Below are 17,221 nucleotides of genomic sequence, written 5' to 3' on the forward strand. Positions count from 1 at the left end.
GCCCCGGTGCTCAGTAAAGCTCTGCCGCGAAGCACCGCATGGGACCCTCGACCCAGATAGGGTCCCAGTTGGCTATTGCTCCATCCCCGGAGGGATGGCAGTTGTCAGTTCCCGCAATCCGACAACTGTAACGGCACAGCTTCAATTGGCTTTCTTATCGATCGTCGAACAGACCACCACGGGGGTGGTAGTCCGATAGAAATGGCAATTACCAAGATCGAATCGAACGTGTCAACGCGGATTGGCCGTAAAGCAACAGAAAAGCGTAGAGCGACGGTCGCCAGGCGGATTACAAGGAACTGGGGGCGAGTGGGTTGAGATTGTAAAATACTGGGTTAATGAGCTTCCGCACCCATGAATTGCAAGCGTGGATCGTCCAGTCCCAGCCGCTTCATTTTTTTGTACAAAGTCGTCCGATTCACGCCCAACGTGTCGGCCGTTGCGGCCCGATTCCAGTTGTGCGAGCGCAGCGATTCCAGAATGATTCGTCGTTCGGGTTCTTCCAACGCCTCGCGGAGCGTCTGTGGCTGGTCGGGATCGTTGGATTGCATTCCTGACGACGCGACGCTGCCGATCACCGATTGTGGTTGCCCGGAACTGGCCAATAATTGCGGCGGCAGATCGTGTCGGGTGAGGACCGAATCGCGTGCTAGCAACACCGCCCGCTCGACGACATTTTCGAGTTCGCGAACGTTGCCCGGCCATGAATAAGCTTGCAGCGTCGCCAGTGCATCGCGATCGAAACCTTGGACATCGCGGCCGGTCGCTTCGCAGACTTCGCGGAGGAAGTGGTCGACCAGCAGGGGGACGTCGCCAGCCCGTTCTCGCAGCGCCGGCAGTTCGATATTGATCACATTGACGCGATAGAAAAGGTCTTGGCGGAACTGGCCGCTGGTCACCGCATGGCTCAGGTTTTCATTGGTCGCCAGGATCACGCGGGTATCGACGGTGTCGGTCTCGGTGCCGCCGAGCGGTTCGAATTGCAGTTCCTGCAGGACGCGAAGCAGTTTGACCTGGAAAGCCTGAGACGCGGTCCCGATCTCATCCAGAAAGATCGTTCCCCCGTCGGCTTGTTTGAATTTTCCGATCTTGTTTGTCGTCGCGCCGGTAAAGGCACCGATCACGTGTCCAAACAATTCGCTTTCCAGCAGATTGTCGGGCAACGCCCCACAAGCGACCTCGACAAAGGGATTGCTGCGGCGATTGCTCCGCTTGTGAACGGCGCGAGCGATCATCGATTTACCCGTTCCATTTTCCCCGGTGATCAAAACCGAAGCCCGGGCGTCGGCGACGCTATCGATCACGTCGAAGATCTTCAGCATTCGGTAATCGTGGCTGAGGATATGTTCCAGGCCAAAGCGGCTGTCCAACTGGGCTCGCAGTTGTTCGTTTTCCGCTTCGATGTTCCGCTGGGCCAGCGCCCGTTCCAGGGCGTGGGAGAGTTCTTCGTCGACCAACGGCTTGGTCAACAGATCAAACGCCCCCGCTTTTACCGCTTCGATCGCAGTACTGGGGGTCGCGTAGCCGGTCAGAACCAGGATAGCGCAATCGGGCTGACGCCGTTTGGTTTCGGCGATCAATTCAAAACCATCGCCGTCTTCCAAACGTAGATCCAACAGCAACAGATCGTAGCTGTGTTCTTGAATCGCGCGTCGGCCGGTGGCCAACGAATGGGCTTGGTCGACGCTGAATTGTTGGTATCGCAGCCAATCGGCCATCGATTCGGCAAGACGTCGATCGTCGTCGACTAACAGCAGCTTGGGATTCAAGGTCATCGGCGAACCTGTATGCGAAATAGAGTGCCAGCAAGCAAATGGAGAACGAACCAGGGATGCAATCAGCACGAAAGAAAACTTCTTTCCAGTATTTAGGTCGCAAATCGGGGTGCGTCAAAAAGACAACATCCACGTCGCCCGAACGCAACGGAGGCCCTCATTTTGTTGTAAATCCCGTTATTTCCGCCACTTCCAAAGCAAAAGACTGCTAAGGTTAATTAGGAGGTGTGCAATTACGCACACATTCGCTGAGGTTGACTCTTCTCTACCATCTATTGGCGGAAAAACACGCTCCAGTTGCGATTCACGCGAAATCGCAAATCAGATCGCTGGTTGATGTACGCCCTATTCTGTTATATTCCCCGTAAAAATTAGCCCCAGTCGAAGGCGACAATAGTCATGAAAAGTTTGGATGTTGTAATTATTGATGATCATGAGGTGGTTCGTAGTGGCATCACCAGCTTGCTGTCGGGCCCTGAAGTCACGGTCGTTGGTAGCGCGGCTTCCGGACAGGAGGGGCTGGAGTTAATGAGCAGCAAGCTGCCGGACGCCGTCTTGTTGGACATTCGTATGCCCGACAACGATGGGCTTTCGACGCTGCAAACACTTCGTGCCAGCCACCCGGATTTGCCGATCGTAATGGTCAGCACCTATGATAATCCGACCTACGTAGCCCGGTCGGTTGCATTGGGGGCTAACGATTACGTCCTCAAAGGAGATTCGCGTTCGGTCTTTTTGGACGCCATTAAGCGTGCCGCTAGCGGCGAAGAACCCTCCACTGACAGCTTGCTGCGTAAGATCGGCGAAGCGATGTCGCGTTCGGGGAAAGAAGCACCTCCGATGGACGTGCCGTTGACCGCTCGCGAGGTTCAAGTCCTGCGACACGTCGCTCTGGGCTTGAGCAACAAAGAGATTGGTCGTTCGTTGAACATCAGTGTCGAAACGGTCAAAGAGCACGTGCAGAACATTTTGCGCAAGCTGAATGCTGCCGATCGGACCGACGCGGCAGTTCGTGCCGTCAAGATGGGACTGGCCTAAGCCCAGACCGCAACGGCTGAAATTCTCTGCCCCACGGATCACTTGAATCGATACGACAAGTGGTCCAGTCAGGGTCCCAGCGGTTGCCGCGGCCCCAGCGGTTGCCGCCAGCTTCGATCATCCAAGCTGGCCAACTCCGTCTCTTTGCTCGATTCCCAACTGTCGCCCTGCGGCAGATCGACCGTCCCCATGCATTCCAGCCCCGCAGACAGCGGAGACGCATCGCAGCGGTGCTGCCGATGGGACGCCAAAGCGGATAACAAAAAAAGCTAGCTCCGATTGGAAGCTAGCTTTTTTCGTTTGATTGATGCTCGCCCCGCCTGAAAATACCAGCACGAAGCGCAAGCGAGTGGTCAAAGTAACCGGCGTAAGCAGCTTTTCGGTTTAATCAGCCGATTGGGCGTAAGCCCCGGTTCCGCTGCCACTAAACTGGTGCCAACGCCCAAACGGCTAATGCAAGGAAGCTCGTTGTGACTAAACCGACAAGCCGCTAGCGTTTGCTGGGGGATGCCTCTAGTTGAAACACGGAATTCCCTGAAATTGGATGCCCTGATCGGAGCGATTCTCGGATGCAATCGATGCACGGATCGAGTCGATGCACCGGCGCTCCTTTAGATTTCGGGAAGTCGGTTCGGCATCGAGCCAATAAAAAAGACTAGCCTCTGAGAGAGGCTAGTCTTATGCATTGCTTGGCAATTGGTTATCCCAAAGGGATCGGGATCGGGATCAGTCCCACCACCATTGGCCGGGCTTCAGCGAATCGGTCCGCTGCGATTTGTAGGCTTGAGCCGCCCGTCCTTCGCTGTCGGGTTGGATCCGGCTGCTGTTGAGTGCAACTCGCGGTTGCAGCTTGATACCGCCACCAAGGGGAGTCATCAGCGTGTTGCCACGCCAGATCGCGTTGACAGCCGTTTCGACTTGAACCGGTGCGGTGCGGGTTTCGACAGCAAAAGCTTGTTCGGAACCAAAGACTGGCATTTCCCAGCCCGCTTGGCCGTAGAAGTCTTGTTTTTGGATGTAGGCCGCGGCGATCGAAACGTCGATCAGGTTACGCAGTTGTGCGTAAACGACAACGGTCCGCGAAATCTCTTCGAATTTGTTGGTGAAGTCCTGGCAGAAGGCTTGGCTCGCTTTGTTGACGCCACGCGTTGCTTCGCGTTCGCCTCCCTTCCCGACGCGTTCACCCGCAGCGATCAACTTGACCCCTTTGCCGAGCAACTGCATCGCGTTTTCGTCTTCGCTGACGCGAACGCAATCGTAATTAGGAACAAAGTACCAGCGTTCCATCGCGTTGGCGGCGACTTGCCGCGGGTGGACCCGATCGACATAGCTGAGCAGACCGACCGGCAGTTTCTCCAGCCCGATACCTACCAATTTCATGCGGTAATCGGCTTCGACCAGCACTTGAGCGAAGTGTGTCGACGTCGAAACGCCCTTGAAACTGACGTTTTGCATTCCCATCGTCCCCTTCAGCCCGGCAGCCAAGCGAGCCGCGTCGCTGGGGCGAACTCGGCCGCGAACGCTAGCCAGGAACTGCTGCATCCGCTGTAGCCCCTCTTCAGTGGGGTCGATCGAGACGCTGATTACTGCATTTGATTTCTCGTGTGGCGGAAAGGCTCGCAACGCGACGACCAGATCTTCCAACAGGACGACAGGTCGGCCGGTGTCGATGCCGCGGACACGTCCGCTGGCGTCTTGGACGAAGCCTTCGGCAGGTCCCGCCAGAACGATTTCCCCTTCTTCGGGGTAGAAGAAGACGTATTCAACACCGGTCAGACCGGCGAGAGCAAGCATATCTTCGGGGACCTTTTCGCCCGCTTCCACCTTGGCGGCGACAGCTTGTTCGAGCCGCTGCAGCGAGATCTTTCGCAACGGGCTGCGTCGCGCCAAATCGGGGGGCAATTGCTGTCGAGCGGCCGCGATTCGCTGCCGCGTCAGTTCGGGCGAGAACTCACGAACGCGCAGGACTCCCGCGGCGTCGATCTCGATCCCCGCAACCTGATTGAAATTCTGATCGTTGTCGTTGTCGCCCCCACCGTCGCCAGAGTAGGCCTCGGTAAGCGGCAGGCCAGCAAAAACTACCGTCATCAACGCACTCAAGAGTCGTGTGCGGAGCGATATGTGCGAATTTGAAATCATCATCACGGGAAAGCCACCTTCATCGCTGTGAAAGCGTAGAGAAGAGTAAACGAACGGTCACGAACATCCTCAGATTAGTCTGAATCCCACCAGGCGACAACACTTTTGAATGCTCGCCGCCAATTAGTTGAAACGATTCATCCGATTGTGCCCATCGTCGGGCGTGCCAGCGACAGATCGCTTGGCGCGGCAGGCGACGGAGCTAGCCAACATCCCCGAGTCCGCCCAACGCCGCTTCGGCGGCGCGGATCCCGCTACTGAGTGCCCCCTGTATCGACGCCGTCTCGCGGTGGTCGCCACAGACAATCGGCATTCCCGCCCGTTGGACCGGTTTGATCACGGTTTGCATGCGATCGATCGATTGTTCGGGCAAGGCAAAGGGGATGTGAAACGTCCGCAGCAACGACCACGTGTCGACCTGTTCGCCAAACCAACTGCGGAGTTGTTTTACCACCGGTTCGTGCAGCTCCATCGCCGGCACGTCAGATTTCAAAACGCTGACGCTGATCAGCGTTTTGCCGGCCGGAGCATATTCGGGAGCGACCGTGCTGAGTTCGCAAAGGTTGTTGATCGGCCCCGACGTCTCCCCCGACAGAATCATTTGCTTCGTCTGCAGCGGAGCTTCGTCGGCGGTGAAATAGAGGCAGCTGACCTGTTGCCAGGGGATGTTTTCGTCGATCTTCAACAACCGGGCGGCGGCGGGGCCTTCGGTCGCGATCACGATCTGATCTGCCGATCGCTGCGAACCATCGGTCATCCGAACCGTCGTCCCTTCGATTTCCGAGACCGTCGATTCCAGCTGAAGCCTGTCGGCCGGGATCCGTTCGGCCAGCTGTTGCGGGATCGCTTGCATTCCCTGAGCTGGGACTGCGGCATCTCCTTGAGCGAACATTCGAAGCACAAACTCCATCATCCGGCTGCTCGTCTGCAGCTCGGGATCGAGAAAGATGCCTCCCAACAGCGGCTGCAGGAATTGCTCGATAAAGCGATCGCTGAAGTTCAGCCCTGGCAAGCGGTAGCGAGTCGGCTGGGCGACGTGCTCCCAAATCTCATCGAGCTCGCCGCGGCAGACGTCTCGACTCAGGCGAGCCATGCGAAGCTTATCGGCTAGCGATCCGACGGGGCTCAGCGCGCTGGCGAGGATCGACGCGGGGCGGCGGCGGGGATCCAACAGCGATGAAAATTGATCGCCGCAGCGAACCAAAGCTCCCGGTTCTAACGGCCGTAACTGCAACCGGTCGTAATCCAGCAACTGCTGGGCCGCCGGGTAGGCTGTCAGGAAAACTTGAAAGCCATGATCCAGCCGGTAACCGTCGACGATGTCGGTGCGAACGCGTCCGCCAACGCGGTCGGTCGCTTCCAGAATTTCAAAGTCGACGCCGCGCTTGGCCAATTGAACGCCGCAGGCCAAGCCGGCCAGACCGCCTCCGATAATGATGACCTCTTTTTTTCTGTTGTCACGCACGCGGAAGCACTCGGTTGGCTGGCATTAAAAGGAAACGTCGGGTCGGATCGATTGCAGGTTTAAGATCGAACTCAGTTCCCGCATCGCTTGTTGCGTCTGTTCGATCCGATCGAAATCTCCCAGATCGTCCAGCGTTAGCTTAGTCGGATAGTGCGAGATCACCCAGGCCCGCAGCCGATCGTCCAACTGCGGCGACCAGATCAGACTCGCGGGGATCTTTTCCAATTGATCGTCGTCGATCGGCACGCGCAACCGCAAACATGCTGGCCCGCCGCCGTTGTTCATACTCTCCCGCAGATCGACGAATTCGACGGCGGTGATCGGATTGGGATCGGCAAGGATTTTGTCGATCGCGGCCCGAGCCCGTGGATGCTGCTGGCAGGCCAGAGGGGAGATCAATCGCAGCGATCCGTCGCGGTCGTCGCCAGCGCGAACGATCTGGCTGTTGAACAGATAGGTATCGATCGCGTCGGCAAGCGAAAAATCGTTTGCAGCGATTTCGATCCGGTACAGCGGCCCGCCAGTCGATTTTTGAAAGTCAGCTGCCAGTTGGTCCAACGCCGACTCCGCATCTTCGAACGCCAGTTGGTGATACAGCAGAACGTTTTCGCAGCTGGTGGCGACGACGTCGTTGTGAAACGCGCCAGCCTCGATCGCTGCGGGATGCTGCTGCAGAAACAGAGTCCGCTGCGGCAGCAGCTGATGCCGCCGGGCGATCGCTTGGCAAGCGGCTTCCGCTTGGCGTGGCGGAAACCGCGTCCCTTGAGCTTCACCATAGACAAAGAGATCCCAGGAATCGTCGCCGCTCGGATCGCTCAACCGCATGTGGTTCGCAGCCCCTTCATCGCGCAGCGGCGTCGCTGGCGGAAGCGGATCGTGGACGCAAAAGCTGGCGTCGGCAAAGATCTCGCGCAACACAGCCGTCGTCCATTGCGGTTCGATCGAGCGGTGCAAGCTGCTGACCAGGTTGGCGGGCGAAAAATGAGTCCGCCGATCGCCGCCGCGGTTGCTGCGCGTGACCGTCGCGGCGTTGGCCGCCCACATGCTCGACGCGCTATAAGCCGCCGACAACAGGCTCGGCGCCGCCTGGCTCGCCTGGCCGATGATCTCCGCCGGCGTCCCCGCGAACCCACACGCTCGCAGCAGTCCCATGTCGGGGCGCGGTTGCGGCGGCAGCACGGCTTGTCGGCAGCCGAGTCGTGCGAGAGTCGCCATTTTGTCGAGCCCCTGCAGCGCGGCAGCTCGCGGATTGGCAACCTCCCCGGCGTGCCGATGCGATGCCAAGTTGCCGATCCCCAATCCGCCAAAGTGATGCGTGGGGCCTACGATACCATCGAAATTGATCTCGGAAATTGTCACGGTTGGGTATCTTCTAATCCAGGTAGAAGCGAAGCGGGGGATGCCAGCCGATCGCTCTCCAGCGAAGCGACCGGATCGCTGCAGAAATCAGCGGCAAAATAACCGGCCGGGCGATGATTGCCACTCTCGCGGATACCGCCAAAGGCCAAGCGGCCGCTGGCGCCGGTCGTCTGCCGATTCCAATTGATCACTCCGGCGCGAACCTCGTGGCGAAAACGAGCGAAGTCGTCGGCCGATCCGCCGACCAATCCAGCCGCCAGTCCGAACCGAGTCGCGTTAGCCGCCGCGATCGCTGCGTCGAAATCGTCGACCCATTGCAACTGCAACAGCGGGCCAAAACACTCCTCGTCGTCGACGTCCGCTGCCGTCACATCGATCAGTCCAGGCGACACCAACGAACGGCAGACCGAATCGCGCGACGCAGCCACCAGCGACAGACCTCCCTGCTGACACAAGGCCGCTTGAATCGCCAACACCTTCTCGGCGGCGGCGGGAGAAATCAACGGACCGCAGAACGGGGGCAGATCGGCGTCGGGCAGACCGCAGCGGATGCGAGGGATCGCCGCCACCAAACGCTTTACAAACTCGCGGTTCTCCGGAGATTCGACAACGATCAATCGGCGGGCGCAGGTGCAGCGTTGGCCGGCGGAAAGGAAAGCCGACTGGATCACCAGATCGATCGCCGCAGCCATCGGTTGCGCGTCGGCGACGACCAACGGATTGTTGCCTCCCATTTCCAGAGCCAATTGGACTTCGGGACGCCCCGCCAATTGGCGATGGATCGCCGCCCCCGCGGTTCGGCTGCCCGTGAACAGGACGCCGCCGGTTTTCGGATGATCGATAGCCGCGGCGGCGACCTTGGCGTCTCCCTGCAAAAGGTTGATCACTCCCGCTGGCAGCCCCGCCGCTTGCCAAGCCTGCACCAACATCTGACCAACCGCCGGCGCTAGTTCGCTCGGTTTGAAGACGACCGTATTGCCAGCCAACAGGGCGGGGATGATCTGGCCGCCAGGAAGATGCAGCGGGAAGTTGAACGGCCCGAGAACTAACATCACACCGATCGGACGATAGCGACCGACGGCACGGAAACCATCGAGGTCTTGCTGAGTCACAGGGGTGCGGTCGTCGATTGCGGCGATCGAAACTTCGACTTTTGCGATCGATGTCGCGACTTCGGTCGCTGCCTCCCAGACCGGTTTACCTACTTGTTGTGAAATGCAGCGGGCAAATTCGTCGCGGCGACTGGCAAGTTGTTCGCCAAAGCTGCGGACGACGGCGATCCGATCCGCCAGAGAGCAAGCGGCCCAATCGGCCGCGGCGCCGGCGGCCGATTGAACGGCAACCCGAGCTTGGTCGCCGCTCGCTTGGCGTCCCGACCATACGGTCGATTCGTCGGCTGGGCTGGTTCGATTCAGCGGCGGCCCCTCGCCAGCGATCCAGTTTCTCTCGATGAACAGATCGGACAGCGGTTCTTCGCGGCGGGTGGAGTCTGGCAACGGTCTGGCCTTCGGTTTAGTGAATCCGCGATCCGGCGGCCGATTGCCAAAGGTCGGCATTCGTTCCCATCGCCTGTTTCAGCGGATCGGTCACTTGGTTGACTTGTTTCAGCAATTCTTTGTCCAACGGTCGCGCGATCGCTTCGGCGTTGGCTGCGATTTGTTCTGGCGAACTGGCACCAACCAAGATCGACGTGATCTGCGGATTCGACGCCAACCAACGCAGCGCCAGTTCGACCATTGTATTGTGCGAGACGTCGGCGAACTGCTGCAAGCACTCGATGGTATCAAACGTCAGCGTCTCGTGTCCGTCTTCGTCGTGACGGACGTGTTCGCGCTGCGACGAGAAGTGTCGGCTGCGGGCGCGCGTCGCTGGCACCTCGTCGGCCGTTTTCCATTCGCCTCGCAACATCCCGTGCATCAGCGGGCTGTAGGCGAGAACACCCATCTTCTGCGTTTTGCAGCGGGGCAGGATCTCGTTTTCGATCGCGCGGAACAACAGGTTGTAGGGCAATTGATTGGTCGACGGTTTCTCCAACGAAGAGACCACGTCGAGTTGTTTTGGGCCGAGGTTGCAGACGCCGACAGCGCGAGCTTTGCCAAGCTGCTTCAGTTGGATCAACGCGCCCCAGACTTCGGCTAGCTCCTCATCGGTGCCGGCCCAGTGAATTTGATAGAGGTCGACGTAGTCGGTTTTCAGTCGAGTCAGCGATGCATCGAGCCCCGCGGCGACCTCGTCGGCAGTGGTTTGCGCCGGCGTGCACTTTGTGGCGATTTGGACTTCGTTGCGTTTCCCAGCCAGCAATTCGCCCAACAGCGTTTCGTTGGCGCCATCGGCATACATTGTGGCGGTGTCGAACAGCGTGATCCCGGCATCCAACGCGGCAGCGACTGTCGCTTGTGCCGCTGCGGAATCGCGTTGGCCCCAATGGAAATCGCTGGTCAAACCCCAGCAGCCCAAAGCCAGTTGCGAAACGGTGACGTCGGATCCGGGAAGGGTGGATTGTTTCATCGCGTTGCCAAATGTTGCCTGTTCTGGTCCACGTGGAAGGGACGACCGATCGACCTTCGTTATCGAGGGTTGCCGCTGGCGCAGGGTGCTGCCGCACGCGGTGGGTTATCAAGTGAACGTCTCACCGAAGGCCTGATGTTATACTTCAATCGCGACGCCGCAACATCCTTGCAATGCTGGCGCTCCCACCGATTTGGCTGCATCCGCTGCCGAGCCGCCGGTTGACGCAGCGTTCCGCAGACAGTTTCATACCGATTGCCAAGGAGCGTCGCAGGCTGCTGAACGCGGTTTCCTCAGTCGTTCCCTATCCGACAACCGGGGGTTCCCCGGATCGCAACGCAGCATTGGACTCGCCATTTGCTCTCCCGCCTTCCAAGGATTCTTTGCAATGAAGACCAACGATCGATTGCCGATGATGGTTAAGATTTTGTGTTTATTCCTCCCCGCCACGGCGCTCTTCGGACAGTCGACCGATTGGCCGCAGTGGCGCGGTCCGCATCGCGACGGCAAAGCAGCCGAACAGGCGTTGTTGCAGCAGTGGCCCGAGGGTGGCCCCAAGCTGAAGTGGACCTTCCGCGATTGCGGCGTCGGATATTCGGGGTTCTCGATCGTGGGTGACCAATTATTCACGATGGGGCTGGAAGAGGGCCAGTGTTATGTGATCGCTGTGAAGCCGAGCGACGGCAGCGAACTCTGGCGCACGCCGATCGGACCGGCTGCAAAAGAGGACGCTTATCTAATGGGCTGGGGAGGCGGGCCGCGTAGCACCCCCACCGTCGATGGCGATCATTTATATGCGCTCAGCGATACCGGCGTGTTGGCCTGCTTGAAAACCGCCGACGGTGAATTGGTTTGGAAAGTCAGCCTGGTCGACGACTTCGGCGGCTCGATTCCCAAATGGGGTTACAGCGAATCGGCGTTGATCGACGGCGACCGCGTGATCGTCACGCCCGGCGGTAAGAACTTTATGATCGGTTTGGATAAACAAACCGGAAAACAGATTTGGGGCAGCGAAGGGATCGAAGCGAAGGCGCAGTATGCGTCGGTAATCAAACACACCGTCGATGGGATCACGTTTTACGTCACCGCCAGCAACCCGGGACTGATCGCCGTCGATGCAACCAGCGGCAAGCAGGTGTTTGCCGACACGGGCACTGCCAACGGCGTCGCGGTGATCCCAACGCCGATCGCAACGGGCGACTTCGTTTACCACACGTCGGCCTACGATGCCGGCAACACGTTGGTCAAATTGGCCAAGGGGGATTCGGGAACCCTGGCTGTTGAACCTGTCTATTCGCTTTCGAAGGAATCCAAAAGCATGGAGAACCATCACGGCGGCGTCGTGTTGGTCGATGGCGTGATCTATGGATTCACCAAGACAAATCGTGGCAACTGGATGGCTCAAGACTTCCAAACCGGCGACACGCTGTGGATGGAATCGGTCGGCAAGACGCGCAGCGGTTCGATCGCGTATGCCGATGGCCGGCTGTATTGCTACGGCGACCAAGATGGCTCGGTCGTGTTGGCTGAACCAAGTCGCAATGGTCTTGTCGTGAAAGGTAAGCTTGTGCTGCCCGAACAAACGGACATCGACCGCGGCAAGGGAGCGATCTGGGCTCACCCGGTGATTGCTGGCAATACATTGTTTCTGCGCGACCAAGATCTGGTCTTCGCTTTTGATCTGAAACGTTAGACGATCCGGTTTATTGAACCGTCGATGGAAACGAAAAAAGCCTGGCTGCGATCGCTCGCGGCCAGGCTTTTCGTTTTGTTGCGTTGGATGTCGCAGCGGCTTACAGTTCGGGGACGGTTGCCGGGTCGACATCGCCCACCATGTGAAGGTGGTTGTGATCGACATAGATGATTTCGACCGAGTCTTGATCTTCGAGCGTGTGCGGCACAGGATAGCCGACGATCGTTCGCTCGGAGAAGTAGACGGTGCACTTGTAGTGAGCGTGGTGCAGTTGAACCGGGCCAACCAAAGGCATCACGCGAGGCGGATCGACGTAATCGGCGATCTTCTCTTTGATGATCCGCACGTTGTTGCGTTGACGCTCAAACAGCAACGGAATGCCACCTTGGATCGGCCGCGCTTTCTCCAGGGCCATCATGACTTCGTCGTCGCTGGGAGGATCCAACGCGATGGGGGGACCACCCGAGGTGATCGGTCCCAGAATTGGCACGCGAGCGTACCGTTCGTGCTCCCAGAACTTTTCTTCTTGCCGGTGTTGGTAATAAGGGCTAACGGGAATTGGGAATCCAAAAATTCCCAACGTTGCCCCCGAGTCTACACCAAAGCAACCCGCTGAACTGATAGCCGCCAACGCAGCAAGCAGGGTGAGGAGGGTCTGTGATCCTTTGCGATTCATCCAATCAGTCCTTCGCGGTTGACTATCCATCGTCGCCAGCAGCGGTTGCGTGCTCTTCCTGATGCCCGCACGCTGCCCATGGAAATCCTGTTTCCAATATTATCTATCGTGTAAATTTGTAACGATCTTGCGGGTTTTTCAGGTAAACCGCCAAATTCCTTGTCGCTAGCAATTGTCTGCCGTCGTTCGGCGACAAATCGGCTGCCCGGCAGCATCGGACAAGCGACGCGTGGGGGCCGTTGCAGCTCCGTTCTGCAGGGTGAATCCTTGCAGATGGGGGCGACAGCGTAGCCGATCGGCGGCGTTCTATTGGCCCGTTGCGCAGACAGGCCAGCTGCTCGCGGGAGTGCAAACGAAAAAAGCCCTCGACATAATGTCGAGGGCCTTTCATCGCAAGCATTTAAGAAGGGGACGCTAGCTGACGACTAGCGAGACTTCGACGAGTAGTCGAGCTGCCACCATCCGTCGTCCCATTCCAGGGTCACCTTGCGCCAGTTCAATGGCACTTGGGGATAAGGATAGAACGGGCCGATGTAAGGCCAAGCCGATGGGCTGTACTGCTTGGGGTACGACAACGCGGCGTAGTTTGGGTAAGCCGAGTAGCCAGGCCATGCGTAGTTAGGCAGGTTGGGTTGATCGGTTCGTGGCGAACCGTAAGCCATTCCAGCGGATGCAGGTTGCATCGGCATCGGTTGGCCACCCATCATCGTCGCTCGGTTGACAGCCATTCCGTTCGATGCGTTGGCATACGGTTGCGGCATGGTGCTAGGACGATAAGGAACAGGCATCATTCGTGCTGGCGAACGCGTCATGCCAGCATGGGGTGCCGCTTGGGCAACCGCAGGCCGTGGAACCGGATGAACCGAAGTAGGAGCAAGTCCTGGCGATGGCATCGGAACCGGTGCTGCCGAGAAGACGGGGACCGCGTCGGAAGCTTGGCGAACACGCCCCGAATCGTCTTTCATCATGACGTTGATGTCATTCAATACATTGGTCACGCCAGGAACGTTGCGGACGATTTCCAGCATCGTTTCGCGTTGTTCGCTGGTCACGGTGCGACCTTGCAACCAGACCTCGCCACCGTTGGTGGTGATGTCCATGGCGAATCCACGCAACCGACCATCTTGCTTTGCTTGCGTCAAAGCTTTGGTGATCCGGGCGTTGAGTTCGCGATCGAGATCCCCGGCGGTCGGTTGAGGAACCGAGACGATAGGTTCATTGTTGCTGACAGGAGCAATTTGAACGGGTGCAATCGTCGTTGCCAGTTGAGTCACAGGACCCTTGGTCGGACGGGTGATCGCTTCGGGAACGACAACTTTGCCCGCAGGCTTTACGACGCCCGCTGGGGTCGCATCGACGATCAATACCGGTTCTGGCTTCTTGATCGATGAGACCGCGGTTGCTTCTGGAACCGACTTGACGGCTGGTTTGGCCATGACCAAAGTTGGTGCCGTGGTCGCTGGCAATTTCATGCCGTCGACAATGTCTTTAATGCCTTCAATGCTCTTGGTCGCGTCGAGGACCAAATCCCGTTGGGTCAACGATGCGACGCTGCCATCAAAGGCAACCACACCGTCGTTGACCTTCAGGTCGACCTTGAAGTCTTTCAACGCGCCCGAGTCGCGATGAGTCTTTAGCTTTGCAATAATCTGTTCGGCGATCTCGCGATCTCCCGACCACGCACTCAACGGCATCGACATCGTTGCCATCATCGCCATACCGACAAATAGTCGTCGCATGGTAACCCCCTCCCTAAGTTCAATTTGTAGATCCCACCGGATCTCTTGCTGCGATTCTTTAGCGGTGATAGCGGTCTGAGAACAGCGTCGCTGCCACCTAACAAAAACCTTCTGGATCGATCTGCCTGGTCGGCAAATGCGTGTTTCCGGTAAACAGCTTTGAACCGTGCATCGAAGCCTAGCGCAAACCTGTTTCCTGTCTAGTTTTCGGCCAAACGAATATGCAGCCGATACGGTTTTTTCCGATTTTGTTGGTCTTCACGATTCTGCGTAGCTTACGGTGGCGCGATGCGTAGAGCGTGAAGAAGTCGAACGAGCACTCCATCGAACGATTCGATAGGGCAAAAACGTCGGCGCGGGCACGCGTTGAGAGGACCCAGGGAAGCGAAAACCGGTCCCTAGTGGCATCGGCATCGCGGCGGCTGACGGCGCAAATGCCAGCTAAGAGGACCGGAAGAAGCGGGGAAACGCTTGGCGATGGCATCGGCATCGCGGCAGCTGGCGGCGCAAATGCCAGCTAAGAGGACCGGAAGAAGCGAATGAACGCTCCAAACGCCAGCAACGAACCAAACAGCGGGATCAAGACGATCAGCAATTTGGGGTTGAAGAACGTTGCACCAATCAAGATCACGCCGATAGCTGTCGCCCCAGGAGGCAGCCAGGCCGCGGGGCGACGGACCACGGGGTAGGCGACCCAACAGGCAAACAGCACAAATCCAACCCGCAGAAGAGCGGCGTTGGAGACCGATTGGCCCAGTCGATCGCTTGTCAATTCGCCGATCCCACCCCACGCCAGCAGAACGACCGCAACGATCAAGATCAGCACGCGTTGGATGTCGATTTTGGTTTCACTGCTCATCGGCGATCAGATCCGTTCCAACGATCGGATCCAACGTCCGACCGCATCGCGAACTTTGGGATCATCCGCCAACGGTTCTTTCTCCGTCGATGGCTGCTGGAGAACGGGGAAACCGACGTTGGCGATCACACGTCCCCAAACAGGCATCTCGGTTCCGCCGACGACCAGAAATTGGACCGGCGAGGCGGGATCGTTTTCGCTCAACGCAAACCCGCCCGGTCGACTGCCCGAAGCGGCAATGCCACCTCGGACCAGTTCGCGATCACGCAGCGCGACAAGCATGCTCATCTCCGCTCCCGCTCCAAATCCGCCGACGACGATCTGTTGCGGCGCGACGTTGATCGCCTGTTGCGTCTGTTGAATCAACCGCACGATCACGTCCGATTCGGCGGGCTTCCAGCGATCGCTTTCGGCTGCCCCGATCGCCAGGATCGCCAACTGATGCTTCGCCGCGACACTTTTCCATGCTTCGACCAACGGTTCCAATTTCTCGGTACCCGGGCGAGCCAACAAGACAAGCAGGCCAAGGCTAGGTCCTTTGTCTCCCTTCGGTTTCAGCAGACAGCTTTTGTTGGAGACGTCCGGCAGCGAACGGGGGACGATTTCCCAAGCCTCTTCGGCGATCGGATCCTTCAGTTCCGGCAGCTCAGCAACAACGGTTTCGGGAGTCGATTGCAGGTCGCAGCGAACGTCCAACGGTTTGCCGTCGCGAAGGACTGTCAAATCCAAGTCCTCGCCGGGAGGATGGGTCATCACCAACAACCGGGCCCGATCGACGTCGTCGATCTTGTTGCCATCGATCGCTTGAATCGTGTCGCCGATCTGCAGCTTCGCACTGGCGGCGGCCGAGTCGTCAAAAATGTGAGCGATTTGCAGCGATTTGTCCTGCGAATCGGCCAGCACGCCCAGCACCCGCGGCCGGAAGGCGGGGATATCGGCGGCCAATTCGACCTCGAACTCCAGCTCCTTCTCGTCGCGGAGAACCTTGATTTTCAAGACCTCTCCCGCGTCGCGTGGCCCCAGTAATTGTTTGATGTCGGCGTTCCAGCGAACAGCTTGTCCGTCGATCGCGATCAATTTATCTGCGGCTTGAATGCCGGCTCGCTTCGCTGGCGAAAGAGCCAGGACAGCCGACAGCGTCGTGTCATCGGAAAAGGGCATCTTGCTGGCCGGCACAATCCCCAGCTTGCCAGCCCGAATGTCTTTTCCCGCCTTCATCGTTTCGACCCGGCTGGCGATTGCTTCGGCCGAGACAACAAAGGCGATCCCCGAATCGTACCAGTCCGACTTTTCACCCGCCGACCCCGCTTCGGGTTTCATCGGGACCGAGATGCCGATCATTTCGCCGTTGATATCGACGACCGGACCGCCATAAAACGACGGTGAAATACGAGCGTCGATTTGCACTGCGCGGCCGAACATTCGCTCGGTGGCACTGACGATGCCGATCGAAACCGAAGGGGTTTCGGGCGAGATCCCGCGGCCGACGGCGATCGCCCACTGGCCAACACGCACCTTCTCCTTGCGCTGCAACGCGACATGGTTCCCCGAACCGCTGGGTTTTGTTTTCAGCAGCACCAGCTCGCGGCTGAAGTCCCGCGCGACAAGTTCCGCTGGCTGCCGCGAACCATCCGCCTGGACGATCAAGATGCTCGCCGGCGTCTCTTCCAAGCCCCACAGGCTGGTCAGAATATGCCCTTGGTCATCGATCCGCGTTCCCGAAATCGGCGCCCCCAGGGTCAGTTCGCCCTGCGATGCCGAAGCTCCAATCGTTTCGATCTGCACCACGGCACCTGCCGTTTTTTGGATCGCTTGTTGGATCGCTGCGTATTCGGCGTCTTGAGCGATCGCGACGCCAGGCGGCTGCGACGCGGCAAACACGACGGCTAGCGAAAGACTCGCAATGAACGGAGCGATGCCCCGGCGGCCTCGCCGCGACGACTGGTGATTTTGTCTCATGTGTTTCATCC

Annotated in this window: 13 protein-coding genes; 2 read left to right on the forward strand and 11 right to left on the reverse strand. The window is 58.6% G+C overall.

Annotation, left to right across the window (positions count from 1 at the left end):
• Nucleotides 1-335: 335 nt before the first annotated feature.
• Nucleotides 336-1,775, reverse strand: a complete 1,440-nt coding sequence (locus tag EC9_RS05440; RefSeq protein ID WP_145343049.1) for a sigma-54-dependent transcriptional regulator — start codon at nucleotides 1,773-1,775, stop codon at nucleotides 336-338.
• Nucleotides 1,776-2,174: 399 nt separating this feature from the next.
• Between EC9_RS05440 and EC9_RS05445 the strand changes: the two genes are divergently transcribed.
• The gene (locus tag EC9_RS05445; RefSeq protein WP_145343051.1) at nucleotides 2,175-2,813 is read left to right on the forward strand and encodes a response regulator; all 639 of its coding nucleotides are present in this window, start codon (nucleotides 2,175-2,177) and stop codon (nucleotides 2,811-2,813) included.
• Nucleotides 2,814-2,881: 68 nt separating this feature from the next.
• On the opposite strand, the gene EC9_RS05450 is transcribed toward EC9_RS05445, so the two are convergent.
• From EC9_RS05450 to EC9_RS05475, 6 genes are all read right to left on the reverse strand, one after another.
• On the reverse strand, nucleotides 2,882-3,076 hold the full coding sequence (locus EC9_RS05450) for a hypothetical protein (protein ID WP_145343053.1): 195 nt from the start codon (nucleotides 3,074-3,076) through the stop codon (nucleotides 2,882-2,884).
• 463 nt (nucleotides 3,077-3,539) lie between these two features.
• Nucleotides 3,540-4,901 (reverse strand): DUF1598 domain-containing protein, encoded by a 1,362-nt coding sequence (locus EC9_RS05455; protein ID WP_145343055.1) that lies wholly within the window; start codon nucleotides 4,899-4,901, stop codon nucleotides 3,540-3,542.
• Nucleotides 4,902-5,154: 253 nt separating this feature from the next.
• The gene (locus EC9_RS05460; protein WP_145343057.1) at nucleotides 5,155-6,417 is read right to left on the reverse strand and encodes an NAD(P)/FAD-dependent oxidoreductase; all 1,263 of its coding nucleotides are present in this window, start codon (nucleotides 6,415-6,417) and stop codon (nucleotides 5,155-5,157) included.
• A gap of 24 nt (nucleotides 6,418-6,441) precedes the next feature.
• On the reverse strand, nucleotides 6,442-7,776 hold the full coding sequence (locus EC9_RS05465) for an N-succinylarginine dihydrolase (RefSeq protein ID WP_218934600.1): 1,335 nt from the start codon (nucleotides 7,774-7,776) through the stop codon (nucleotides 6,442-6,444).
• Nucleotides 7,773-9,272, reverse strand: coding sequence for a succinylglutamate-semialdehyde dehydrogenase (gene astD / locus EC9_RS05470; protein WP_246105969.1), 1,500 nt, complete (start codon nucleotides 9,270-9,272; stop codon nucleotides 7,773-7,775). The genes EC9_RS05465 and astD overlap by 4 nt, the downstream gene beginning before the upstream one ends.
• A 16-nt stretch (nucleotides 9,273-9,288) precedes the next feature.
• On the reverse strand, nucleotides 9,289-10,284 hold the full coding sequence (locus EC9_RS05475) for an aldo/keto reductase (protein WP_145343063.1): 996 nt from the start codon (nucleotides 10,282-10,284) through the stop codon (nucleotides 9,289-9,291).
• Between the two features lie 388 nt (nucleotides 10,285-10,672).
• Here EC9_RS05475 and EC9_RS05480 point away from each other — a divergent pair, with 388 nt between their 5' ends.
• Nucleotides 10,673-11,977 (forward strand): PQQ-binding-like beta-propeller repeat protein, encoded by a 1,305-nt coding sequence (locus EC9_RS05480; protein ID WP_145343064.1) that lies wholly within the window; start codon nucleotides 10,673-10,675, stop codon nucleotides 11,975-11,977.
• 100 nt (nucleotides 11,978-12,077) lie between these two features.
• On the opposite strand, the gene EC9_RS05485 is transcribed toward EC9_RS05480, so the two are convergent.
• The 4 genes from EC9_RS05485 to EC9_RS05500 all read right to left on the reverse strand — a co-directional run bounded on the left by EC9_RS05485 (nucleotide 12,078) and on the right by EC9_RS05500 (nucleotide 17,210).
• The gene (locus tag EC9_RS05485) at nucleotides 12,078-12,653 is read right to left on the reverse strand and encodes a hypothetical protein (RefSeq protein WP_246105970.1); all 576 of its coding nucleotides are present in this window, start codon (nucleotides 12,651-12,653) and stop codon (nucleotides 12,078-12,080) included.
• A gap of 425 nt (nucleotides 12,654-13,078) precedes the next feature.
• A complete protein-coding gene (locus tag EC9_RS05490) occupies nucleotides 13,079-14,392 on the reverse strand; it encodes a BON domain-containing protein (protein ID WP_145343066.1) in 1,314 nt (437 codons plus the stop codon).
• Between the two features lie 517 nt (nucleotides 14,393-14,909).
• Complete coding sequence (locus EC9_RS05495; protein WP_145343068.1) at nucleotides 14,910-15,251, reverse strand: hypothetical protein; 342 nt, start codon at nucleotides 15,249-15,251, stop codon at nucleotides 14,910-14,912.
• Nucleotides 15,252-15,257: 6 nt separating this feature from the next.
• Nucleotides 15,258-17,210 (reverse strand): PDZ domain-containing protein, encoded by a 1,953-nt coding sequence (locus tag EC9_RS05500; protein WP_218934601.1) that lies wholly within the window; start codon nucleotides 17,208-17,210, stop codon nucleotides 15,258-15,260.
• Nucleotides 17,211-17,221 lie beyond the last annotated feature (11 nt).

The organism is Rosistilla ulvae, assembly GCF_007741475.1.
Lineage (GTDB): Bacteria > Planctomycetota > Planctomycetia > Pirellulales > Pirellulaceae > Rosistilla > Rosistilla ulvae.